Origin of the sequence: Carnimonas bestiolae (assembly GCF_051251145.1) — a bacterium.
In the GTDB taxonomy this organism is placed as follows: domain Bacteria; phylum Pseudomonadota; class Gammaproteobacteria; order Pseudomonadales; family Halomonadaceae; genus Carnimonas; species Carnimonas bestiolae.
In genome coordinates, this window is record NZ_JBPCZK010000008.1 from 14,978 (window position 1) to 33,793 (window position 18,816).

At 51.8% G+C, this 18,816-nt stretch carries 23 protein-coding genes; all 23 read left to right on the forward strand.

Going from position 1 to position 18,816, the window contains the following annotated elements; all coding sequences use genetic code 11:
- Positions 1 to 23: 23 nt before the first annotated feature.
- On the forward strand, positions 24 to 797 hold the full coding sequence (locus R84865_RS10215; protein ID WP_435639596.1) for a phage minor head protein: 774 nt from the start codon (positions 24 to 26) through the stop codon (positions 795 to 797).
- Positions 798 to 989: 192 nt separating this feature from the next.
- Entirely contained in the window at positions 990 to 1,505 is a 516-nt protein-coding gene (locus tag R84865_RS10220) for a KilA-N domain-containing protein (RefSeq protein ID WP_435639597.1), read from the forward strand.
- A 45-nt stretch (positions 1,506 to 1,550) separates the two neighbouring features.
- Entirely contained in the window at positions 1,551 to 2,714 is a 1,164-nt protein-coding gene (locus R84865_RS10225) for a DUF2213 domain-containing protein (protein ID WP_435639598.1), read from the forward strand.
- The gene (locus R84865_RS10230; protein WP_435639599.1) at positions 2,714 to 3,439 is read left to right on the forward strand and encodes a structural cement protein Gp24; all 726 of its coding nucleotides are present in this window, start codon (positions 2,714 to 2,716) and stop codon (positions 3,437 to 3,439) included. The genes R84865_RS10225 and R84865_RS10230 overlap by 1 nt, the downstream gene beginning before the upstream one ends.
- Before the next feature lie 19 nt (positions 3,440 to 3,458).
- Complete coding sequence (locus R84865_RS10235; protein WP_435639600.1) at positions 3,459 to 4,385, forward strand: major capsid family protein; 927 nt, start codon at positions 3,459 to 3,461, stop codon at positions 4,383 to 4,385.
- Positions 4,386 to 4,701: 316 nt separating this feature from the next.
- Positions 4,702 to 5,193, forward strand: a complete 492-nt coding sequence (locus R84865_RS10240; protein WP_435639601.1) for a DUF4054 domain-containing protein — start codon at positions 4,702 to 4,704, stop codon at positions 5,191 to 5,193.
- A 1-nt stretch (position 5,194) separates the two neighbouring features.
- Positions 5,195 to 5,683, forward strand: a complete 489-nt coding sequence (locus R84865_RS10245) for a hypothetical protein (protein WP_435639602.1) — start codon at positions 5,195 to 5,197, stop codon at positions 5,681 to 5,683.
- 2 nt (positions 5,684 to 5,685) lie between these two features.
- On the forward strand, positions 5,686 to 6,096 hold the full coding sequence (locus R84865_RS10250; protein ID WP_435639603.1) for a hypothetical protein: 411 nt from the start codon (positions 5,686 to 5,688) through the stop codon (positions 6,094 to 6,096).
- A complete protein-coding gene (locus R84865_RS10255; protein WP_435639604.1) occupies positions 6,096 to 6,671 on the forward strand; it encodes a phage neck terminator protein in 576 nt (191 codons plus the stop codon). The genes R84865_RS10250 and R84865_RS10255 overlap by 1 nt, the downstream gene beginning before the upstream one ends.
- Positions 6,655 to 7,809, forward strand: a complete 1,155-nt coding sequence (locus R84865_RS10260; RefSeq protein WP_435638302.1) for a DUF3383 family protein — start codon at positions 6,655 to 6,657, stop codon at positions 7,807 to 7,809. Before R84865_RS10255 ends, R84865_RS10260 begins: the two co-directional genes overlap by 17 nt.
- Positions 7,810 to 7,819: 10 nt before the next feature.
- Complete coding sequence (locus R84865_RS10265) at positions 7,820 to 8,224, forward strand: hypothetical protein (protein WP_435639605.1); 405 nt, start codon at positions 7,820 to 7,822, stop codon at positions 8,222 to 8,224.
- Positions 8,225 to 8,260: 36 nt separating this feature from the next.
- Positions 8,261 to 8,941, forward strand: a complete 681-nt coding sequence (locus R84865_RS10270) for a hypothetical protein (protein WP_435639606.1) — start codon at positions 8,261 to 8,263, stop codon at positions 8,939 to 8,941.
- Positions 8,942 to 8,986: 45 nt separating this feature from the next.
- On the forward strand, positions 8,987 to 9,367 hold the full coding sequence (locus tag R84865_RS10275; RefSeq protein WP_435639607.1) for a hypothetical protein: 381 nt from the start codon (positions 8,987 to 8,989) through the stop codon (positions 9,365 to 9,367).
- A gap of 153 nt (positions 9,368 to 9,520) precedes the next feature.
- Complete coding sequence (locus tag R84865_RS10280; protein ID WP_435639608.1) at positions 9,521 to 11,017, forward strand: lytic transglycosylase domain-containing protein; 1,497 nt, start codon at positions 9,521 to 9,523, stop codon at positions 11,015 to 11,017.
- A 1-nt stretch (position 11,018) separates the two neighbouring features.
- The gene (locus R84865_RS10285) at positions 11,019 to 11,660 is read left to right on the forward strand and encodes a phage baseplate protein (protein WP_435639609.1); all 642 of its coding nucleotides are present in this window, start codon (positions 11,019 to 11,021) and stop codon (positions 11,658 to 11,660) included.
- A gap of 22 nt (positions 11,661 to 11,682) precedes the next feature.
- Complete coding sequence (locus R84865_RS10290; RefSeq protein WP_435639666.1) at positions 11,683 to 11,964, forward strand: phage baseplate plug family protein; 282 nt, start codon at positions 11,683 to 11,685, stop codon at positions 11,962 to 11,964.
- A complete protein-coding gene (locus tag R84865_RS10295; protein ID WP_435638310.1) occupies positions 11,924 to 12,868 on the forward strand; it encodes a baseplate hub protein in 945 nt (314 codons plus the stop codon). Before R84865_RS10290 ends, R84865_RS10295 begins: the two co-directional genes overlap by 41 nt.
- Entirely contained in the window at positions 12,865 to 13,545 is a 681-nt protein-coding gene (locus R84865_RS10300) for a Gp138 family membrane-puncturing spike protein (protein WP_435639610.1), read from the forward strand. Before R84865_RS10295 ends, R84865_RS10300 begins: the two co-directional genes overlap by 4 nt.
- On the forward strand, positions 13,542 to 13,895 hold the full coding sequence (locus R84865_RS10305; RefSeq protein ID WP_435638312.1) for a contractile injection system sheath initiator: 354 nt from the start codon (positions 13,542 to 13,544) through the stop codon (positions 13,893 to 13,895). Before R84865_RS10300 ends, R84865_RS10305 begins: the two co-directional genes overlap by 4 nt.
- A complete protein-coding gene (locus R84865_RS10310) occupies positions 13,895 to 15,094 on the forward strand; it encodes a baseplate J/gp47 family protein (RefSeq protein ID WP_435638313.1) in 1,200 nt (399 codons plus the stop codon). The genes R84865_RS10305 and R84865_RS10310 overlap by 1 nt, the downstream gene beginning before the upstream one ends.
- Positions 15,094 to 15,777: a baseplate wedge 1 family protein gene (locus R84865_RS10315; protein WP_435639611.1), complete on the forward strand. Its 684-nt coding sequence runs from the start codon at positions 15,094 to 15,096 to the stop codon at positions 15,775 to 15,777. The genes R84865_RS10310 and R84865_RS10315 overlap by 1 nt, the downstream gene beginning before the upstream one ends.
- The gene (locus tag R84865_RS10320) at positions 15,777 to 16,604 is read left to right on the forward strand and encodes a phage tail protein (protein ID WP_435639612.1); all 828 of its coding nucleotides are present in this window, start codon (positions 15,777 to 15,779) and stop codon (positions 16,602 to 16,604) included. Before R84865_RS10315 ends, R84865_RS10320 begins: the two co-directional genes overlap by 1 nt.
- Positions 16,605 to 16,672: 68 nt before the next feature.
- Positions 16,673 to 18,814: a hypothetical protein gene (locus R84865_RS10325; RefSeq protein WP_435639613.1), complete on the forward strand. Its 2,142-nt coding sequence runs from the start codon at positions 16,673 to 16,675 to the stop codon at positions 18,812 to 18,814.
- Positions 18,815 to 18,816 lie beyond the last annotated feature (2 nt).

The window sequence follows — 18,816 nt, forward strand, 5'->3', positions numbered from 1 at the left end:
ATGAGCTAATCGATTACGTCCGAATGATGGCGCAATCGGTTGCCTATGAGGTGTTGCCCCTTATCGATAATCGGACGATTGGCGACGGTCTCACGCAAGATGCCGGAATCCGAGAAATAGGCGGTGTCATTCGGAACATAGCCTCACGGTTTATTAGCGGGCTGTTCGGCAAACAAATCGACAGATTGGCTGAATCGACTATCTCACGCGCCGCAGCTGAAACTGATCGTGATTTTGTGGAATCAGTGAACCATGCCGTTGGCGTCGATATGTCGGCCATCATTAACCGTAGTGGCATTCAGAACGAGTTAGATGCGGCTGTGATGGAAAACGTCGGACTGATCAGGTCGTTATCCGAAGATTATTTCGGAGATATAGAGCGACTGGTAATGGAGGCCGTTAGAACGGGGCAAACATCCACGCAACTACGCAAAAACATCGTTGAACGCACCGGCGCTAGCGAGAGCAGGGCAAAACTGATAGCTCGCGATCAGTTAGCTAAGGTCAACAGCGACATAAGCCGCAAGCGCGCCCAGCAAATCGGGGCAACGCGGTTTAAGTGGATGACTGCACAGGATCAGCGAGTATCCGGAAATCCTGCGGGTAGATACCCCAATGCCAGCATCAAGTGCTACGAAATCGCAAAGCAAGATATTGGCATGGGCGCTGGCGTGTACTCACTCAATGACGGTGCTCGCTACAACGGCGAATCTGGACTATTCCCCGGTCGCGCTCACATCAACTGCCGATGCGTTCAACGCGTGTTGATACCAGGAGTGGATTACGATGATGAATAAGCGTTACCGAAACGCCTGGTAACACACCTATAGCCCGCCTAGTGCGGGCTTTTTCATGCGCGTCATTCACACGACGCAATCCAAAGAGCCTTACGGGATGGGTCTACTGGGGTCGGCAGTAATGTCGTGCTCTCTTTGGGCTGCCATCAACCCGTGTGAACAGCAGGCTCATCACCATAAGGAAACGACACTATGAGTAATATCATTAATTTCCCGTATGAAGGCCAAGCGGTTCGGTTCAATCTGGACGGATGGATCAATGCAACTGACGTAGCCAAGAGGTTTGGTAAGAAGCCAGTCAAGTGGCTGGAGCTACCAAGGACCAAAAGCTATATAGCTGCTTTGGCTAGAGCGCTGGGTGTGAGCAATGTCCGAAAATCGGACTTTGGGTTAGTCAAGACAAGCCGAGGCGGCCATCAGGCTGGAACATGGCTGCACCCAAAACTTGCTGTTTCATTCGCTCGATGGCTGGACGATGATTTTGCAGTGTGGTGTGACATGCAGATTGATACTCTCCTGCGCGGAGAGATTAATGCCATGCATCACTTTGAGCAGGCTTGCATTCGTCTTGATGAGCAAATTGCCGACGCCAGCGATGCAGGACGACGACTTTGTGCCAATAAGTGGAAAAGGCCAGCGCTTGAAAGCCAAGTAGACTTCTGGCGAAACCAACTACAGCTAACGCTATCACTTCCAAAATCAGCCTAATCAACCGCCCGCCGAGGCGGTTTTTTATTGCCTAGAGGAAATCCGATGCGCATCACACTAACGGATCGCTCGACGGTTCCGGTCTCATCAAAGCGCGAATATCTCGACAACGGATACCTGAAAGTTCCAGGGCGGGTAGCGCGCACAGGTATTCAGCAGTACATGGCCTCAGAGCTGGGGCTGAATGATCGCTCGCCATCTGAGTTGGTGAATGTTTACCGGTCGCCTGATGAGGTTTTCAAACCAGAATCGCTGGCTAGCTACGACAACTGCGACATCACAGTCGAGCACCCTGACCGAATGGTCGATGCAAGTACCTATCAAGATGTTTCTGTTGGCTCAGTCATTAGCGAAGGGCGTCAAGACGGCGATTGGGTCTGCTCAGACCTGCTATTCAAGTCTCAGAACGCTATCGACGCCATTAACAGCGGTAAGGCCGAGCTATCGGTCGGCTATACCGCCGAATACATCCCCACGCAGGGCGTTACCGATGACGGGACGCCGTACGAATTCGAACAGCGTGACATCAAAGTCAATCATGTTGCGCTGTGCGATACCGCAAGAGCGGGCTCACTCGCTCGAATTTTTGACACGAAAAAGGAAGGTCACATGCATCAAGTGATTCTCGATTCGGGCGAGAAAGTCACCGTTGGTGACGAAGCCGCTCAGATTCGCATCCAAAACAGCATCGACAGCCTCAAGAAGCGCGTGAAAGACGCTGAGGAGCAGGCCGAGTCTGCCGAGGCAGCACAGGAAGCAGCCGAGGCAAAGGCCGATGCCGCCGAAGCCAAGGCGGAAGAAGCCGCTTGTAAGGTCGAGGAACTGGAAGAGCAGCTCGAAGAAGCCGCAGCCGGTGAGGCGATGGACAGTGCTCGCAAGATCGCTGGCAAGGATTTCGTTTGCGACTCGAAAAGGTCGGTTGAGATTAAGCGCGCCGCTCTCGACTCAGCAGGAATCAAATGCCGCAAGCACGGCTCGTGGGACAAAGCGCCCGACGGCTATATCCACGCGTATTTCGATGCCATGGAGGAGTCAGCCGAAGAAACTGAGGACGACGATGAGGAATGGTCAGAAAAAGAGGCCAAAGATTCTCACCGCCGTCTAGGTTTGGCGCTAAAGGACTCTAAGCCCAAAGGCGCACAGGCCACACGCGATGCCGTCCGTAATGAATGGATGCAGAAACGCCACGCGCGTAAGGAGAAAAAATAATGGCTATTGCCCAGAGTAACTTTAACAAGCTGCGCGGCGTCGGATATGAGGGCATGCAGTCCACTATCGACGTTAATGACGTTCTCTCGCGGCGCAACGACGGCGACAACGGTATCGCATTCGGCCGTGTTGTTATCCGTGGCGATGGTGACCAGCGCAGCTGTGAGGCATTCGATGCCAACGCTACCGCTGCTGATGTGATCGGTGTTGCTGTTCGCTCACTCGCCCAGCCATCCGTCAATAATCCCTACGGCAACGCTTCTGGTAACACTGACTACGACATTAACTATGCGCCCGGTCAGCACGTTTCAGTGCTGCGTCGTGGTCGTGTCTATGTGCTTTCTGTTGATGGCGCTAGTGCTGGCGACACTGTGAAGGTCATTAACACCGGCGACGACATCGGCCGCCTGACCGGCCCTGATGGTGAGGGTGTAGAGCTAAACCAGGTTCATTGGGTGGAGGACGTTGAGGCCGGCCAGATTGGCGAAATTCAGCTTGATGCACTGCTGCATATTGAAGCGACTTCCAGCTCTCAATCGGTGTCGGTGAATGATGTATCTGGTCTGCAGGATGCGCTCAACAAAAAACTAGATGTCGACGGAACAGCAGCATCAGCTACCAAATTGGCTAACGCTCGCAAAATCGCTGGCAAAAGTTTTGACGGCACAAAAGACATCAGCATCTCCGCTAGTGACGTAGGCGCTCAGCCTGCTAGCGGCAGCTAATTATAGGGAGTAAATAAATATGGCTCGACAGTCATTTGATGCCAATCCGCAGGGTGCGCTCGCATTCCTAGTGGAGCAGGGTGCATATCTGGAATCTGAGGTCTACCGCATTGAGTACCCTCAGTTTAAATACCTGACTCGGTTGCCGCTGGATACGTCGGCACCTGATTGGACGAAAATTGTACAGTTCTCGGCAGTTGATGCTCGCGGGGAACTGAAAATTCTTGGCCCTAACTCGACCGACATCCCGACCGCAGACATTGCGATGAGCCAGGGTTGGCACGAGATTAAAACTGCGGCACTGGGTTACACGTACTCCCTGGAGGAGATCAATTACGCGTATCTCAACAACGTGAATCTCGACAGCGAACGTGCGACGGCTGTTCGTGATATTACCGAGCAGGGTCTCAATCAAATTTACCTGCTGGGCGATAAAAACATCGGCGAGGGCCTATATACCTCTCCCAATGTTGGCGTTACTGCTGCGGGTGGAAAGCTGGACGAATTGATTGAAGCGGGCAATACCCAGGGCGTTCTTAAACTGTTTGGCGGCCTGTACAATCAGGTTTACGTTGAAAATACCAAAACAGTTCACCGTCCGACCACGTTCTTGCTGCCTCCTTCTGTGATGCAGGTGCTTCGACAGACGCTTATCAACCCGCAGAACGGCTCTAACTACACATTCCTGCAGTTCCTGCGCGAGAATTTCGACGATTGCGAATTCGATGATGACATCTATCTCGAAACCGCAGGCGCAGATAATGCTCGCCGTATAATCTGCTACAAGGAAGATATTCGCGTAGTTAAGGGGCACGACGTGATGCCATTGCAGTTTATGCAACCGGCTACCGCTGACAACGTGAATTTCCGCGTAGCGGCACTGACTCGTACCGGTGGCACTGAGTGGCGTATTCCTGCTGCCGCACAGTACATGGACGGCGTCTGATGCATTATGATGGGGCTCCGGCCCCATCTGTTTGGATCATATGAAAAAGGCGACTCTGAAATTTCAGCTCAGTGACGATAATGGCAACGTCATTTTCGAGCATGAGCGCAGTTATCGACCGTCTGACATGATGGCTGACCCCAGAGACATATGGGGCAGCATGGGCAGACGGTTCGTGCATGATGCTAGGTATCGTGCATTCACAGGCGGGCACCTTGACGAGTACATGAGAAATATCGACATAGGTTATTCGCCGCCAAAAGATGACAAAGATTAAGCCGCCCACTGAGGCGGCTTTTTGATACCCGGAGGTTTTATGCGTGGATTTTGGACGCCAGATGTTCGGTCGCTCCCGCGCGGCTACAAGCCTCTGGATATTACCGACGATGTTATCAACGAATTCCTAAAGACCTATCCCGAATTTGATGATGAGGAATCGTTCCCGCGCCCTATGGTGGTAGCCGCATTAGAAGACGCCGATGTTGAGACAGGGTCCGCATGGGGTAAATACCACTCCAAGCGCGTTCGGCACTCTCTCAAGAAGCGCGGCATGTTTTCGTGGGCTGCGCACTGGCTTGCTTTCCGCAGCACTCAGATCGCGAGCGCTAAAGGCGGCGATGGCGTTGCGTCGGCCGCATTCATGTATCCCACGACATCCGAGAGCGTGGGTGATGAGTCAATCAGCTATGGTGTTCCGGCTGTCACCACAGAGGATCAGGCAAATAATGGAACACTGAACCTGACCCCCTACGGAATTGAGTTTATCCGGCTACGAAACCGCGCTACTGCTGGCGCATGGATGGTGTGACGTGAAACCAACAGTCACAATGCATAACAGCGGTTCGCGTATCCGAGACAGGATCAACAGGCGCATCACTCGATATGCCAACCGGTTCAAAAAGAACCGAGGCGTATTGGTAGGGTTGCCGCGTGGCACTGAGGGCAACTATGACGGGAAAACCGTTCCATTGGCCGTGATAGGAGCTGTGCAAGAGTTTGGCTCAGCCGATGGCCGCATTCCTGAGCGCTCATTCCTTCGGATACCTCTACAAAACGGCTCTGATCGTTTCCGCCGTGTTTTCGTGGCACTAATGCCCCGCGTGGCTCGCGGAGAAATGACGATGCACGATTTCATGGAGTTTTTGGGGAATGATGCTGTAGGCGTGTCGCGTGAAGCTATTCAGGCGGGTATAGCGCCGGCTAACGCTCAGTCAACTATCAATAAAAAAGGCTCTGACACGCCGCTTATCGACACTGGCCAACTCTGGCAGAGCATTACTCACAAAATCGAGGAATAGTAATGGCACTCAACCGAATAGGGCACGTCAATGGCGCGCTCCGATCACGCGTGCCTGGTGGATTGAGGGTTATTACGCCGGGAGAAGGTGGGTACACGGGGCCGGGCGGAACATGGGAGGACGGCGAAGACAGTGTGACAGAGGTCACCTACTACAACGTGCAGCCGTCGAACTGGAAGGATATTCAATTCCTCATTGGCATGGGTGGCACCGCAAACCCTCATGATTCTCGCGTTGTTCATATTAACGATGGCGTGACATACCTACAGCCAGACGATACCGGAAAATTCGCCCAGCTACTCCAATTCAACGATGGCATCAAACAGCAAAAGTGGCGTGTCATGAGCTGTGACAACCGCCCTTGGCGTAATTTCTGTCGTGTCATCGTTGAGCGGTACCGAGGTGCTGACTGATGTATATCGATGACCTTAATCCGGCCATGCAGCGCATCATCTCAACCGCTACCGAAATTCCTCTTGAGCGCGTTATTTTAGCCGATCAAGGGCGCGCACCGCCCGGCGGGCTAGACGTCTACGCAACGTATCTGATCGTGCCCGTGAAGGCCGTTGGTGGCGTCAGGCGAGAGCGCAAAGAGTCAGATGGGCCAATAGAGGACGTAAACCCTGAAATTGAGCCATGGACCGATTGGGAGGAGGCGGTTATTTCATCGGTACAGATAAATTTGTCGTGCAACTTCTTCAATCGTGGTGCCAATGACGCCGCGCTATCGCTAATGAATGCTGACCGTCGCAGTGATGTTTATGCACTCCTGAATCAATACGGCATTGGCTGGCGAGATGTCAGCGAGGCCAGAAAACTAACCAATATCATGAATGCCGGCGTACAGCAGCGCTATCAGGCAGACGTATCCATGTGGATTGACGTATCGACCACCTACGGCGTGCTTCGCGCTCACGGCTGGCAGATACGTGTACTCGACGAAGACAATCGCCAACTCGCAGAGGCAGAAAATGGCTTACTCAGCTGATGAAATCATCCCCGTTAACGTGCTGCTCACGCCCTCGGGGCTAGGGTATGCAAATTTTGGCACTGCAATGGTGTTTGCCGATGCCTCCGATCTCGCTGATAACGTTACGTTTGATGCCGGTGATCTTCGTGATTATTCCGGCGTGAATGAGGTTGCCGAAGATTTCGGAACCGACAGCGACATCTATCGCATCGCGACGCGCTGGTTTGCTAACACGCCGAAACCTGCTGGCATTTCTGTTTACATGAAAGCAGAAGATCAATCGCCTATCGATGCGGCCAATGCGTCGGTTGAGAAAGGGTGGCGTTATCACGCGTTTTTCAAGAACAGTGATATTACAGCTGATACCGTGACCGGACTGGCCGATTGGGCCGACGCCACCAATCACCCTATCTGGATCACTCTGACCAGTGCCGACACCATTTCTTCAAGCGCCACCGATGATATTGCATCGATATTGAAGGACAAGGGTAACCGGCACGTGTTCGTTGGGTACAAAGACCCGGACAGCGTGGCTAATGACCCATCTCAGGCGTATTGGATGGTTCAGCTCGCCGCAGCATTCAACAAATTCAATCCGCAGGGCACGCGCACGGCCATTACTGGTGAATATCAGGTGTTGCCAGGGGTTAGTGGCGATGACCTATCACCGACCGCCTACAGCGCTCTGAAGGCCAAGAATGTTGTGTTCGTCACCAAGATCGAAACCGCGGGCGAGGTCGATAACAGCCGCGTCATCAACTCCAAATCGATGTCTAGTTACGGCGAGTTTATCGATGACATTGTGAATATCGACGTGCTGCGCAACCAGTTGCAAGTCGATGGTTACAACTACCTAGCGAACGGAGGTACCAAACGTGCGCTAGATGAGCTGGGTTTTGCTGGGCTTCTTGATGCTGCATCACAAGTTGGCAAGCGGTTCTACGACAATGGCGTGCTTGGCGCAGGTCAGTACACCAACCCCGAGACCGGCGACACCGAAACAGCCGATTTTGGATATCGCGTGCTGACTGATGTCACCGAGGTAAACAATCTCACCACCGCGCAGCGTCGCAACCGCGAATTTCCCACGGTAACAATGCTCATCATTCTCGCCCGCGCCGGTCATACCGCGCAAATTGATGTAACCGTCCAGTAAGGAGTAAAAAATGGCACTTCGACAGTATGGCTCCGCTGGGGCGAATCTAACCGTGTTCGGCATCACCATTGATGAGTGGGGTGAGTCTAACCCCGCCATCACGATTGAAGACCTCGAAGACCGTGCAACGTTGAAGCGCGGCGTTGGTCGTTCAGCCGTACGGCTAGATAACATGACGCGTCCCAAACGCCTGACCATCAACTTAATGCCGGGTTCCCCTCAGGTCCGCCAGATTCTGGCCGCTGAAAAAGCCGGCGGTGATGCTTCATTCACGTTTCGCCAGTCCGGTGCTAATGAGTATTTCGCAGGTTGGGACGGCGTTATGACTCGCCGTGGTCAGGTACAGCGTGCAGGCCGGTCAACAATCAGTGACGAACAGTTGATCTTCGAATTTAACGACTCTGAGGAAACCTGATCGGTTATAATGGCGTCATCTAACCAAGGTGATGCCATGAAACGATTTATTCCGCTAATTATTCTTTTGCTCAGTTCACAAGCTATTGCCTTTGAGTGTTCAGACGCTGACCCCTGGTTCTTCAAGGCAACATGTCAAGATAGTAGGCTAGGCGGGCTTCGGACGACATTTGATCAGCTTTTTAATCAATATTCTGCAACGAAACATCTAAAAAATCCGGGAGAAGTTAAATCCGGGATGATTATCAAGTTGTTCACTGAATATTGCACGGATAGCTCATGTGTTGGTTCGGCATATGAAGGAGCCAATGACGCATTGAAAAAAATGCTTGCTCCTAATCCAAGCAAAGAAACAGAAAGCAATGGTTCGGCACATCAGGCTGTAGATCACAGCTATGAAGGATACTTGAACACCATAACAAGACTTCTTCCGAGCTATGCCACATCATATGCTCTAGCCTCACACTGTGAGGTTAGCCTTATGTCTGCTGAGTCATCCGGTTATGGTGCACAATCGCAAAGCTGCATCAGGTTCAGGAACGACGTGCAAACGAATTTTGTTAAAAGCGATAAGGTATTCTTTGAATATTCACAGCGAGAACATGTCCGCTACATGAATATTGTTGGAGCATCCAGAGCAGGTAACCCAACTCTGGAAATACTCACGTATCGGCAAAAGGTGCTAGATACTTGGGATTGGCTAACTGAAAAATACTGAACAAATAACCCGCTTCGGCGGGTTTATTTTTGCCTGGAGAAAAGCATGTCACGCCGATTTGACATAGAAATTGATGGCGAGCGCTTCCACGGTGATACCGCCAGCGCTAAAAATCAGTCACGCGCGCTACGAATCGCCACACAGACCGGAATCATCGAGTATATCAACGATGAGACCAACGATGTCGGCCTAATCGTCGCCTACAACGGAATTGAAGAATCCAAAGCCAATGAGCTTGTGTCGCTGCTGGTGACTGGCCACGTATTCCGTTCAGCGGATAATGTAGAAGTAGGTGAAAACCTGTTCTCTGACGGCATTCACCACTGGTCACTCCTTGTCGGCAAAGTAATCAAGGAGAACATCGGCCCTTTTTGGCAGCTGATCGGCCAAAGTACTACCAAAGCCGATCAGGCAGCGACGAGCTAAACCAAGGCATTGACTGGTTTCTTTGGCTTCCATGCACGAATGACCCCCCCCTTGCCGAATATCGCCATATGCTCGATGGCACCTACAGTCTAGAAGACGTGAACGAAATGCACCGCGTCATGGCTGAAATCAATTTCATCAGGAGTCGTGACAATGCCAGAAGTGATTGACGAACTGCTTGTTCGGCTTGGGATGAATGTTGATAACCGCTCATTCGATCAGGCCAATGTGCAGATTTCATCTCTGACCGGAGCTATCTCTCGCTTCACTGGTTCCATTGCGGGAATTGCCACAATTGGCGCTGGTGTCACGGGCATACTCGGCGGTTTCGCTATCAACTCTGCCAAGGCAACGCAGAGCATCAGCGAGCTTTCTATCCGCACTGGTGAAAGTGTCGAGCAGGTATCACGGCTACAGAGTGCATTCCGAAATCTGACAGGTATTGGTGATACCAGTTCGCTCGATAGCTTCATCACACGTCTATCTGACTGGCGCAATCATCTGACGCCAGATTCACCTGACTATCAGGCGCTGGCACGGTCAGGCTTCGATGCACAGGCAATCACGCGTACTGGCAGTAACAGGGAAGCTGTTGAAGAATTTTCGCGACAGTATCAGGAGCGCACACCAGAGCAACGACAGGCGGCTCAACAGTTCGGCCTATTCAATCCGCAGATTGCCCAGTTCCTGGCACGTGGCCCGCAGGCAATTGACAGTGGCATTGAGAATGCTCAGAACATCACAACTGATGAACAGGTGCGCAACTCTCAGGAGTTTAACCGGCAGCTCGAAACGGCGCGACAGAGTCTCGAAACGCTAGGCACTACCGTTGGCCAGTCCGTCATTCCTAGTTTTAATAGACTGTTAGGAAATATCAACTCATGGGTTGATGCCTACGGCAAACAAATACCAGAAATCATTAACTATATCGATGATCATAAAACACCAGTGTCTGTTGGTGGAGACCTAGCAGATAAATTTTCGAATTGGGTACAGTCTAAATTCAGCCCAGAATTCAGGAAAATGGCTGGAATTAACGACGAAGGAACCAAACGCTCACCATCTGATGGTGATCGGGCACTGATTCGTGCCAATGAGAATAGGTTAGAATCTGCATCAGGAGTCAGCGACAGCCTCTGGCAGCGCCTAATCCGGCAGGAATCTGGTGGTAATCATAATGCCGTGTCGCAGAAAGGGGCGTTCGGCGTTGCACAACTAATGCCGGCCACAGCGAAAAATCCAGGATTCGGGATAGAGGGAATTCGTGATGATTCTCGCGAGGAAAATGAGCGAGTTGGTAGGGCTTATTTATCAGCCCTCATCCACAGATACTCAGGCGATCAGAGTAAGGCTCTCGCCGCATATAATTGGGGAATGGGAAATGTTGATCGGAGTGTTCGAGAAAATGGTGATAACTGGCTCGCAAGTGCTCCGCAGGAAACCCGCAACTATGTGCCGGCCATACTTGGCAACCAGGGCACTGGGGCTAGCGGGGGAGGAAATACAACTCACCAATACAACATTGATGCCCGTGGCTCTCATGATCCTGCTGCTACGCAGGCAGCGGTGGAAGAAGGCATTAACCGATTGCTGATCAATGCTTCCATCGTGGCATCCGGCAACTTCCCCGACGACTCTACGGCAGCATGATATGGCGATAACATCCATTTTCACCCAGTCTCGACCGCAGATTCAGGGGTTCACGTTTGATGCGCTGCTGAGGGAGACAACTGAGCAACGCACGAATACGACTCAGTACCCGCTGGAGACTGGATCCTACGGCTTCGACAACGCCGTCAATATGCCGCTTAGGCTTACGATGGTGGTGGCGCTGTCTGATAACCCGTTGCGCTCAACTATCTCAGATTTTAGTAACGGCAACGACCTGATTGGCTCAGCGGTGGGCGCAGTGTCTGGCACGGCGTTATCGGTATTGCCAGAGGCGCTATCATCGGCCGCTGGCGTTGCTTCTCGCGTCGTTCAGTCGAGAGATAACCAATCTGCTACGACGCGATCAGGAAGCGCCCTAGAGACGATCAGGGCCATTCAGAGCGAGCGTCAGTTCATCACAGTGATTGGGGCTAAGCGTGTTTACTATCCAGTGCTGATTACCAGTACACGACAGGAAACCAATAAGCAGAACGAGCAAGGCCTTGAATTGGTAGTTGAAATGCAGGTGTTCCAATTCGTTGATGACATCGTTTCTACCACCGACCGCGTCCCCGACCAGTTCAAGATAGGCCAAGCCCAGGAGCGAAAACAGGGAGGTTCGCGCAGTGTCCGCTACGATTAGCCTTCCTACTCCATCTCGATATATGGAATTTACAGCCCAGCTAACCGCTGGGTTTTTTCGTTTTAGGCTGTCATGGCTTGAGAGGGCCGGTTATTACTCCGCTGAGGTGTACGGGCAGGATAACCAACCAATTATTCTAGGGCGCGGACTCCATCCAGATATTAACCTTCTGGGCGGTATCGGATCAGATTTTGGCGCTTTAGTCCTTGAGGGCGAGCCTGCGACTCTCGAAAACCTTGGCATTGATAACGAGCTGAAATGGTATGACAACACCGAATGGCGTGCGCTGGGGAAGGGATTATAAGGTCACTATCTCCACCGATCAGGGGGCGGAAGTCATCATTAAGCCGCCCATGCAAATACGTTTTCGAATCGACAATTACCCTGGCGGGAATAACGTAGACGTAGCCGAAATAACGGTATTTGGCCTGAAACGTGAAACCATCGATATGTTGCTGTCATCCCATGAGACCAGCAAAGGCGATAGGCAAAACGACTACACCAATATCAAGATTGAAGCGGGGTATGAGGGCGACATCGGGCAGATCATGGATGCCACCATCATCACCACCAGCATGAGCCGTCAGGCACCCAACCAGTACATCACCTTTCACTGCCGTGGATTTAACCAGCAGCAGGAAAACGCCTACATAGTGCGGGGATGGCCTGCCAATACGCCCTACGCGGATATTGTCCGGGATATTGCTGCCGCATATGGCCTGCCAGTCAGGGTGCTGGGCAATCTGGACCTTGGGCGCGCTCTAAAGGGGTATGCGGTTCAGGGGAGTGCCAAGGTTGAGCTAAACAAGCTCAGAGACACCCTGGTAGGAAAGCAGGGGCTTTACGCTCTACGGGGCTTTGAGTGGTCTATCTATAACGGCGTGGTGGTCATCAAAGCGCTAGGTGGCAGCGCGCCCGATGCGCCGATAGAGGTGAGCGCTACTACGGGGATGATTGGCATGCCCAAGATAGGGCTCAATTTTATAACCGTAGAGACGCTTCTTGACCCGAACTTCATTGTTCATCAACGCATTAACCTGATCGCTCAGTCGCGCATCTATTCCGGATCAGAGCTTTCTAGCATCAATCCATCAAACATTGACCCTAATGCTGGCTCAGGTGAGTACCAGATATTTTCTGTCAGCCACTCTGGCGATTTCTATGGCGGCGAATGGAAAACCAGCCTTGAGGTACAACGTCCGCGATGAGTATCCATGACAGCGATATCAACCCGCTGGGAACACTGCTTGCTAGGGCAAGCCACCAGTCTAAGCGGGAAATACTGACGTCACTGCCGGGTGAGGCATTGGCGTTTACCCCTGAGCTGCAAACCTGCCAAGTGCGTGTCGGAGTGAAGCGCCGCCTAAATGGCGAATATGTAGAGCCGCCCATCATTTCGGAGGTGCCGGTTTATTTTGCTGGCACGGGCGATTGGGTTGCCTACCACGAGATACCAGACAACACCCCCGGCTGGATCATATTCGCCCACCGCAACACTGATACATGGATGGACCAAGGCGGGGCGACGATACCTGCCGATGACCGCATGTTCGCCATGTCGGATGCGCTTTTTATCCCCGGCGTCCGGCATCAGGCGGCTGCTATCCCTGATTTCCCGACATCAGGCATGGGGATGATGAGCCGTGATGGCACAACCCGCATTGATGCCACCGGAGAGGCGCTAACCCTAACCAAGGGTAACGCTAACGTTGAGATGAGTGATGACTCGATCACGCTCTCGCTAGGCAGCGCTTCTATTGAAATATCCAGCAGCGGAATATCAATCACCGGCGGCACGCTGACACACAATGGCGTCGATGTAGGTGCTACACATACCCATCCGGGCGTTCAGTCTGGCGATTCAACCACAGGGACGCCGCAATGAGAGTTCGCAATGTAGAAAATGGCGATTTAGTCACCAGCGGTGAGCAATTTGCCTTCGGGAGAGAGGCGACAGGAAAAGGCATCAAGTACCGCCTACAGATGTTTTTGGGCGAATACATTCTTGACTACTCCCAAGGCACCCCGTGGTTTCAAGGGGTGCTAGGCAAGGCGTCACGCGACATGGCCGAAGCGAATTTGAAACAGCGAATCATTTCTGCACCCGGCGTCGTGAACCTTACAGATTTTTCATTCGATTTCGACCAATCAACCCGTCGCATTCAGATAGCGGCGACGGTCATCGATGAAAATAACGAGAGCGTGCAGCTCAGCATTGATCAGGAGTTGTTCTAATGGCGCAAATCACCGAGCAGGGCGTCACGCTAACCACGCTTCCAGAATACAAGGCCAACATCACCACGGCCTATCAGGACATCGACCCTAACTGGAACATTTCGCCTGAAACACCGGACGGCATGCTAATAGCTGCATGGTCAGAGCATCTCGCGAATTTAGATGAGCAGGTGTCGCTAGCCTATCAGTCTGTTGACCCTGATACCGCGGTTGGCGCACAGCTAGATCGTATTGCGCTGGTCGTAGGCATCGAGCGTCAACGCGCAACGGCATCCAGCGTCCTATTAACGTTTAAAGGGGCTGAGGGAACACAAATCCCCGCCGGCACCGAGGCGCGCGGGTCAGCGGATGGCTATATCTGGCGGACTAACACTGACACGACTATTGAAAATGGATCCGCTAGCGTCGTTGCTGAATGCCAGACCTCAGGCGCTATCTACGCGGCCCCCAACACCATCAAAACTATCTACACCCCGATAGGTGGTATCCGCAGCGTTACCAATGAGGATGCGGCATCGCCAGGAACAGATCGCGAGAGCGATGAGGCGTTCCGCGCTCGCAGGAATATCGCTGTAGCAAACCCCGGTAATAATCAACTCGACTCGATGAACGCCGCGGTTGGTAATGTTATCGGCGTGAACAATTTCCGCATCTATGAAAACCAAGAGTCGGGCACTGACGAAAACGGCGTCGCCGGGCATTCACTCGCCATTTTTGTAGACGGTGGCAGTGATGATGACGTTCTGGCGGCGATAGCATCGCGCAAAAATCCCGGCTGCGGCCTTAACCGAAACAGTGACTTCCCCAACCAAATCACTGATGAGGTTGTGACCAGTGGTGGAAATTCACTCCCTATTACCTTCTTTCGCCCTCAGTACGTGACTGCCTATGTACACGTGCGCATTAACAGCGGGACGATGACTGCTGAAGAACAAGCGACCATCAAGTCAGAAATCCTTAAATACGCTGATGATGGATTTGGGCAAACGACAGGATTCGCCAAACGTGGGTTTCAGATAGGACAGAATGTTCCTATGGGGCCACTCTATACGCCGGTTAACTATGTGCTACGCGGTCAGGGATATATCGAGGCGCTCACGATAGGGCGTTCAGATAGTGATCAGGGCTCGATCATGAATGTTGGATTTAACGAGTTGGCCGTATTCGACGAGGACACCATAAGCATCGAGGTAGTGTGATGGATCACGTCAAAAAAGCGCTATCTCGCATCTACTTCGAATATCGCAACATGCCGAAACTGGCTGCATGGGTGTCGGTCCTTCCTGAGCTAGGGCAGCTCGAAATTGAAGGGCAGCTCGAAAAAATAATCGGCGTTTTGGACATTGATAACGCCGAAGGATGGCAGTTAGACGTCCTTGGGCGCTGGGTAGGAATCGGTAGGGGCATCCAAACAGATATCACTGGCGTTTTCTTCTCGTGGGATACCGATGGGCTGGGCTGGGATGAGGCACGCTGGAAGTTGCCAACAGAGCCTGGCGTAGAAAACTCGGTCGTAGGTGATGACCTTTATCGCACTATCATTCGACTGAAAATTGCGGTCAATAATTGGGACGGCACATTCGCTACCATCCCTCCACTATTCGATACCGTGCTTCAGGGAACCGAACTCAATATCGATATTATTGATAATCAGGACATGACTCAGAGCGTCATCATCACCGGTGGGCCGCTGGAAAATCAGTTAATCGGTGCGATCACAAACGAAGGGTTGATGCTGCGCTGTCAGGGAGTAGGCATCAAGGAAATATCTCGCCCCTCTGACGAAGACAACGGCGAAATCAATGACTTTATATTCGCTCTTGACCTAGAAAACGACATCTATCGGGGCCTTGATGAGGGCGCGTGGACAGAGGAAATCTAATGGCTGAAAATAGCATCGACGTATGGGCAAACGGTGGCAGCGCTAACGCTCTCTCCAATGCCGCATATAAGCGTCTTGATAAATCGACAGGGTTTGAGAAGGGCACGGCGTCCAGTGAGCAAGCGAACACGCTGTGGCGCGCATCCAGTGTGCCCGCAGCGGGGCTCTCGGAGTTTGTAGCAGAGCAGCAGGGTACAGACGTTACTATTGATCTCGGAAAGAGCGAATACGCTGATCTCATCAAAGCCGCTCTTACCCAGTTCATCAATAACGGCACCGGCGTTCCGGGCAGCGTCGTACCAGTAGGCAGCCCTATCCCATGGCCAAAAGATGAAGCGCCAAAGGGATGGCTGTTGATGGAAGGGCAGTCGACCGATGGCTTTCCAGTGCTCAAGCAGCTATACGGTGACCGATTGCCTGATATGCGGGGCCAGTTCATCCGCGGATGTGAACAGGGGCGCGCGGTACTGAGCACCCAAGATGACCAAATAAAGTCTCACGAGCACGATAAAGGCTCTCTTTCGACTAGCGAGGCGGGCGGGCATACGCCATCAGGGAAGACTGCGCCTGCCGGCGAGCATTTCCACAAATATGATCGCCAAACCAGCGAGCGTACCGAGGACGGTGGCGGATTCGACGACGGTTATAAAAAGCGGGTATTCAACGAGCCAGCAGAAACCTCCGTAGAGCCCGCGCATGAACACGAACTGGTAATGGAAGCGGTCGATCCTCACATCCACCCCGTGACGGGTAATACCGGTAGTTTCGGAGGTAACGAGACCCGCCCCCGCAATATCGCGTTTAACTATATAGTACGCGCCGCATAACACAACTACTAATCCTAATTCACAGGCCGCCCTTCGGGCGGCCTTTTTTATGCCTGAAGGAAAAAACAATGGCCGATAACGAATTCAAACCATTTGCCGTTGACGGTGGCGCTAATGTTCAGGGGCAGCGTGAATACGCTGCATCAGATACTGTAAAGGATGGCTTTCAGTCAGGCAGAGTGCCTAGCGATGTGATGAATAAAGTGCTGCGCCAGGGAACATTCGGCACAGCAATGATTGGCGCATTTATTGTCACCGTCCTCGGTGAGGATGCCGTCGATAACGGCGATGAGGAAATTCTTCTAGATCAATTTCGGCGCGCCCTAAATAAATATGCTAGCGGGAAAATAGAGGAATTCGGAGACCAATGGTCTAGTGCTGTAAACGCAGGATTAGCGAACGCTAACGTATTTCAATCGTTAGATGAGGCGCTGTCAAAAACAGAGAATGGCGAATTCTTTTCTGTCCCCGGCGGCACTCCTGAATACGATTCGGACGGCAATATCGTTTCGTACGACGAGAGTGAAATTTACTCAGTCGGCTATGTGAATATTAATGGTAACGGCGTGCGTTACGGGGCACTACCAAACGCTGATGACGTAAAAAACCTTCTTCTAGCTCTAAAATTTATTGATGTTTCAAACGATGATTTTGCGCTGATTATCCGCGATATGTTCGGAAATGTAGCGGCATCATTGGGTTGGGACAGCGTACTATCAGCATCCAAATTCTCAGCAAAAACAGGATTTGAAACTGGCACCTCTTTAGTTGCCGAGGTTAATTCGGAGAACGCCTTTGAAGTAGCTGGTAATGACGAAAAACTTGCTGCTGCTATAGACCGAGGCGGTGTTTTCCATATCCGAGGAATAAAATCGTACGGACCTGTAGATGCAACTGGGTTTACTGTTAACGGTAATCCGCTAGAGCTACCGTCCGCAGATTCATACAGCGTTAATGATCTCGTCGGATTAATCCATTTTGGTACTATTGGGCAATCGCAAGAGACCGGGGCCACGGGCCGCAAGGGCGGTGTGCCTGATGCCTACATTAACCCAATTAGTACGAGTAATAACAAATACGCGGTTATGTTCAACGAAGGGCCGCGCGATTACAAAGACACTGATAAAAACGTTAATGATAATAATCGCTACAATGTAGTTCCGCTAGTCGAGAAAAAAGGCGCTAACACATCACGGTATAATGGCCCAGCAGAGACTACTGCTAGCGGATTCGCCGATAAATTGGGCGCTGACTACATCGAGACTAGCAACTATGGTCTATCAGTTTTTGCAACGAACTCTGCCCTCCCTGATGCGACAATCGCCGAAATCTCAGAGGGCACTGGGCCCTACGAGAACCTGATGAATATGATTGAGCGAGTTTACAATTACGCACAATCACAGGATCTGCCGTATAGCATGCCGATGTTGTTTTTTTGGCAGGGCGGCAGCGATGAGAGCGCAGGAACAAGCTATGACGATTATTTGTCCGCAATAACTAAGCTTTGGGCAGGCGTGAGAGAAAAGGTCGGCAGCATTACAGGTGAGTCACTCGACGAATCTAAAATGCCTATGTGCATCGTACAGACTGTCAATTTCCACAAATATTCTGGCAGTGTGGGGGCTGTAGGTAAGGCGCATCTTACGATGGCGGAGGATCATGGATGTGTCGTAATCCCTGACTATTTTGCCACTACAAACCACATCGATAATGTGCACCACGACAATATTACGTATCGCAGAGTTGGTGTTTATAGAGCAATAGCACTGCGCGAAAAGATCATTAAGGGGCGTGACGTAACGGGCGTCAGGCCTATAAAAATTAGAAAACAGGATAAATTGTTGCTACTGGAATTCGCCACCGTTCACGGCCCGCTACAATGGTCAAATGGTTCCGACGATTTCCCGATCGCTGACATAGAAAACTATGGGTTTACCGCAGTAGATCGCGACGGCAATGATATTGCTATTGCTAATGTGTCTATCATTTCTGACAGCACAGTTTGCGTGTCTCGCCAGAGCGGCACCTGGGCATCAACTGATCGTATCCAATATGCAGTATCAGACAAGGGCGGTAATTACCAAGGCCGCGAGGGCGGCCAGCGCGGCCAACTATTCGACAGCAACGGGAAGCGAGACAAAATGACAATTATGGGATTTGAGTTTGAATTTAATTTCCCATGCGTGCAATTTGACAAAGAGGTTAACTAATA

Excerpts from the sequence above, each read along its gene's own strand:
- R84865_RS10215 (WP_435639596.1), top strand. The coding sequence starts at position 24 with ATGATGGCGCAATCGGTTGCCTATGAGGTGTTGCCCCTTATCGATAAT.
- R84865_RS10220 (WP_435639597.1), top strand. The coding sequence starts at position 990 with ATGAGTAATATCATTAATTTCCCGTATGAAGGCCAAGCGGTTCGGTTC.
- R84865_RS10225 (WP_435639598.1), top strand. The coding sequence starts at position 1,551 with ATGCGCATCACACTAACGGATCGCTCGACGGTTCCGGTCTCATCAAAG.
- R84865_RS10230 (WP_435639599.1), top strand. The coding sequence starts at position 2,714 with ATGGCTATTGCCCAGAGTAACTTTAACAAGCTGCGCGGCGTCGGATAT.
- R84865_RS10235 (WP_435639600.1), top strand. The coding sequence starts at position 3,459 with ATGGCTCGACAGTCATTTGATGCCAATCCGCAGGGTGCGCTCGCATTC.
- R84865_RS10240 (WP_435639601.1), top strand. The coding sequence starts at position 4,702 with ATGCGTGGATTTTGGACGCCAGATGTTCGGTCGCTCCCGCGCGGCTAC.
- R84865_RS10250 (WP_435639603.1), top strand. The coding sequence starts at position 5,686 with ATGGCACTCAACCGAATAGGGCACGTCAATGGCGCGCTCCGATCACGC.
- R84865_RS10255 (WP_435639604.1), top strand. The coding sequence starts at position 6,096 with ATGTATATCGATGACCTTAATCCGGCCATGCAGCGCATCATCTCAACC.
- R84865_RS10260 (WP_435638302.1), top strand. The coding sequence starts at position 6,655 with ATGGCTTACTCAGCTGATGAAATCATCCCCGTTAACGTGCTGCTCACG.
- R84865_RS10265 (WP_435639605.1), top strand. The coding sequence starts at position 7,820 with ATGGCACTTCGACAGTATGGCTCCGCTGGGGCGAATCTAACCGTGTTC.
- R84865_RS10270 (WP_435639606.1), top strand. The coding sequence starts at position 8,261 with ATGAAACGATTTATTCCGCTAATTATTCTTTTGCTCAGTTCACAAGCT.
- R84865_RS10275 (WP_435639607.1), top strand. The coding sequence starts at position 8,987 with ATGTCACGCCGATTTGACATAGAAATTGATGGCGAGCGCTTCCACGGT.
- R84865_RS10280 (WP_435639608.1), top strand. The coding sequence starts at position 9,521 with ATGCCAGAAGTGATTGACGAACTGCTTGTTCGGCTTGGGATGAATGTT.
- R84865_RS10285 (WP_435639609.1), top strand. The coding sequence starts at position 11,019 with ATGGCGATAACATCCATTTTCACCCAGTCTCGACCGCAGATTCAGGGG.
- R84865_RS10290 (WP_435639666.1), top strand. The coding sequence starts at position 11,683 with ATGGAATTTACAGCCCAGCTAACCGCTGGGTTTTTTCGTTTTAGGCTG.
- R84865_RS10295 (WP_435638310.1), top strand. The coding sequence starts at position 11,924 with ATGACAACACCGAATGGCGTGCGCTGGGGAAGGGATTATAAGGTCACT.
- R84865_RS10300 (WP_435639610.1), top strand. The coding sequence starts at position 12,865 with ATGAGTATCCATGACAGCGATATCAACCCGCTGGGAACACTGCTTGCT.
- R84865_RS10305 (WP_435638312.1), top strand. The coding sequence starts at position 13,542 with ATGAGAGTTCGCAATGTAGAAAATGGCGATTTAGTCACCAGCGGTGAG.
- R84865_RS10310 (WP_435638313.1), top strand. The coding sequence starts at position 13,895 with ATGGCGCAAATCACCGAGCAGGGCGTCACGCTAACCACGCTTCCAGAA.
- R84865_RS10315 (WP_435639611.1), top strand. The coding sequence starts at position 15,094 with ATGGATCACGTCAAAAAAGCGCTATCTCGCATCTACTTCGAATATCGC.
- R84865_RS10320 (WP_435639612.1), top strand. The coding sequence starts at position 15,777 with ATGGCTGAAAATAGCATCGACGTATGGGCAAACGGTGGCAGCGCTAAC.
- R84865_RS10325 (WP_435639613.1), top strand. The coding sequence starts at position 16,673 with ATGGCCGATAACGAATTCAAACCATTTGCCGTTGACGGTGGCGCTAAT.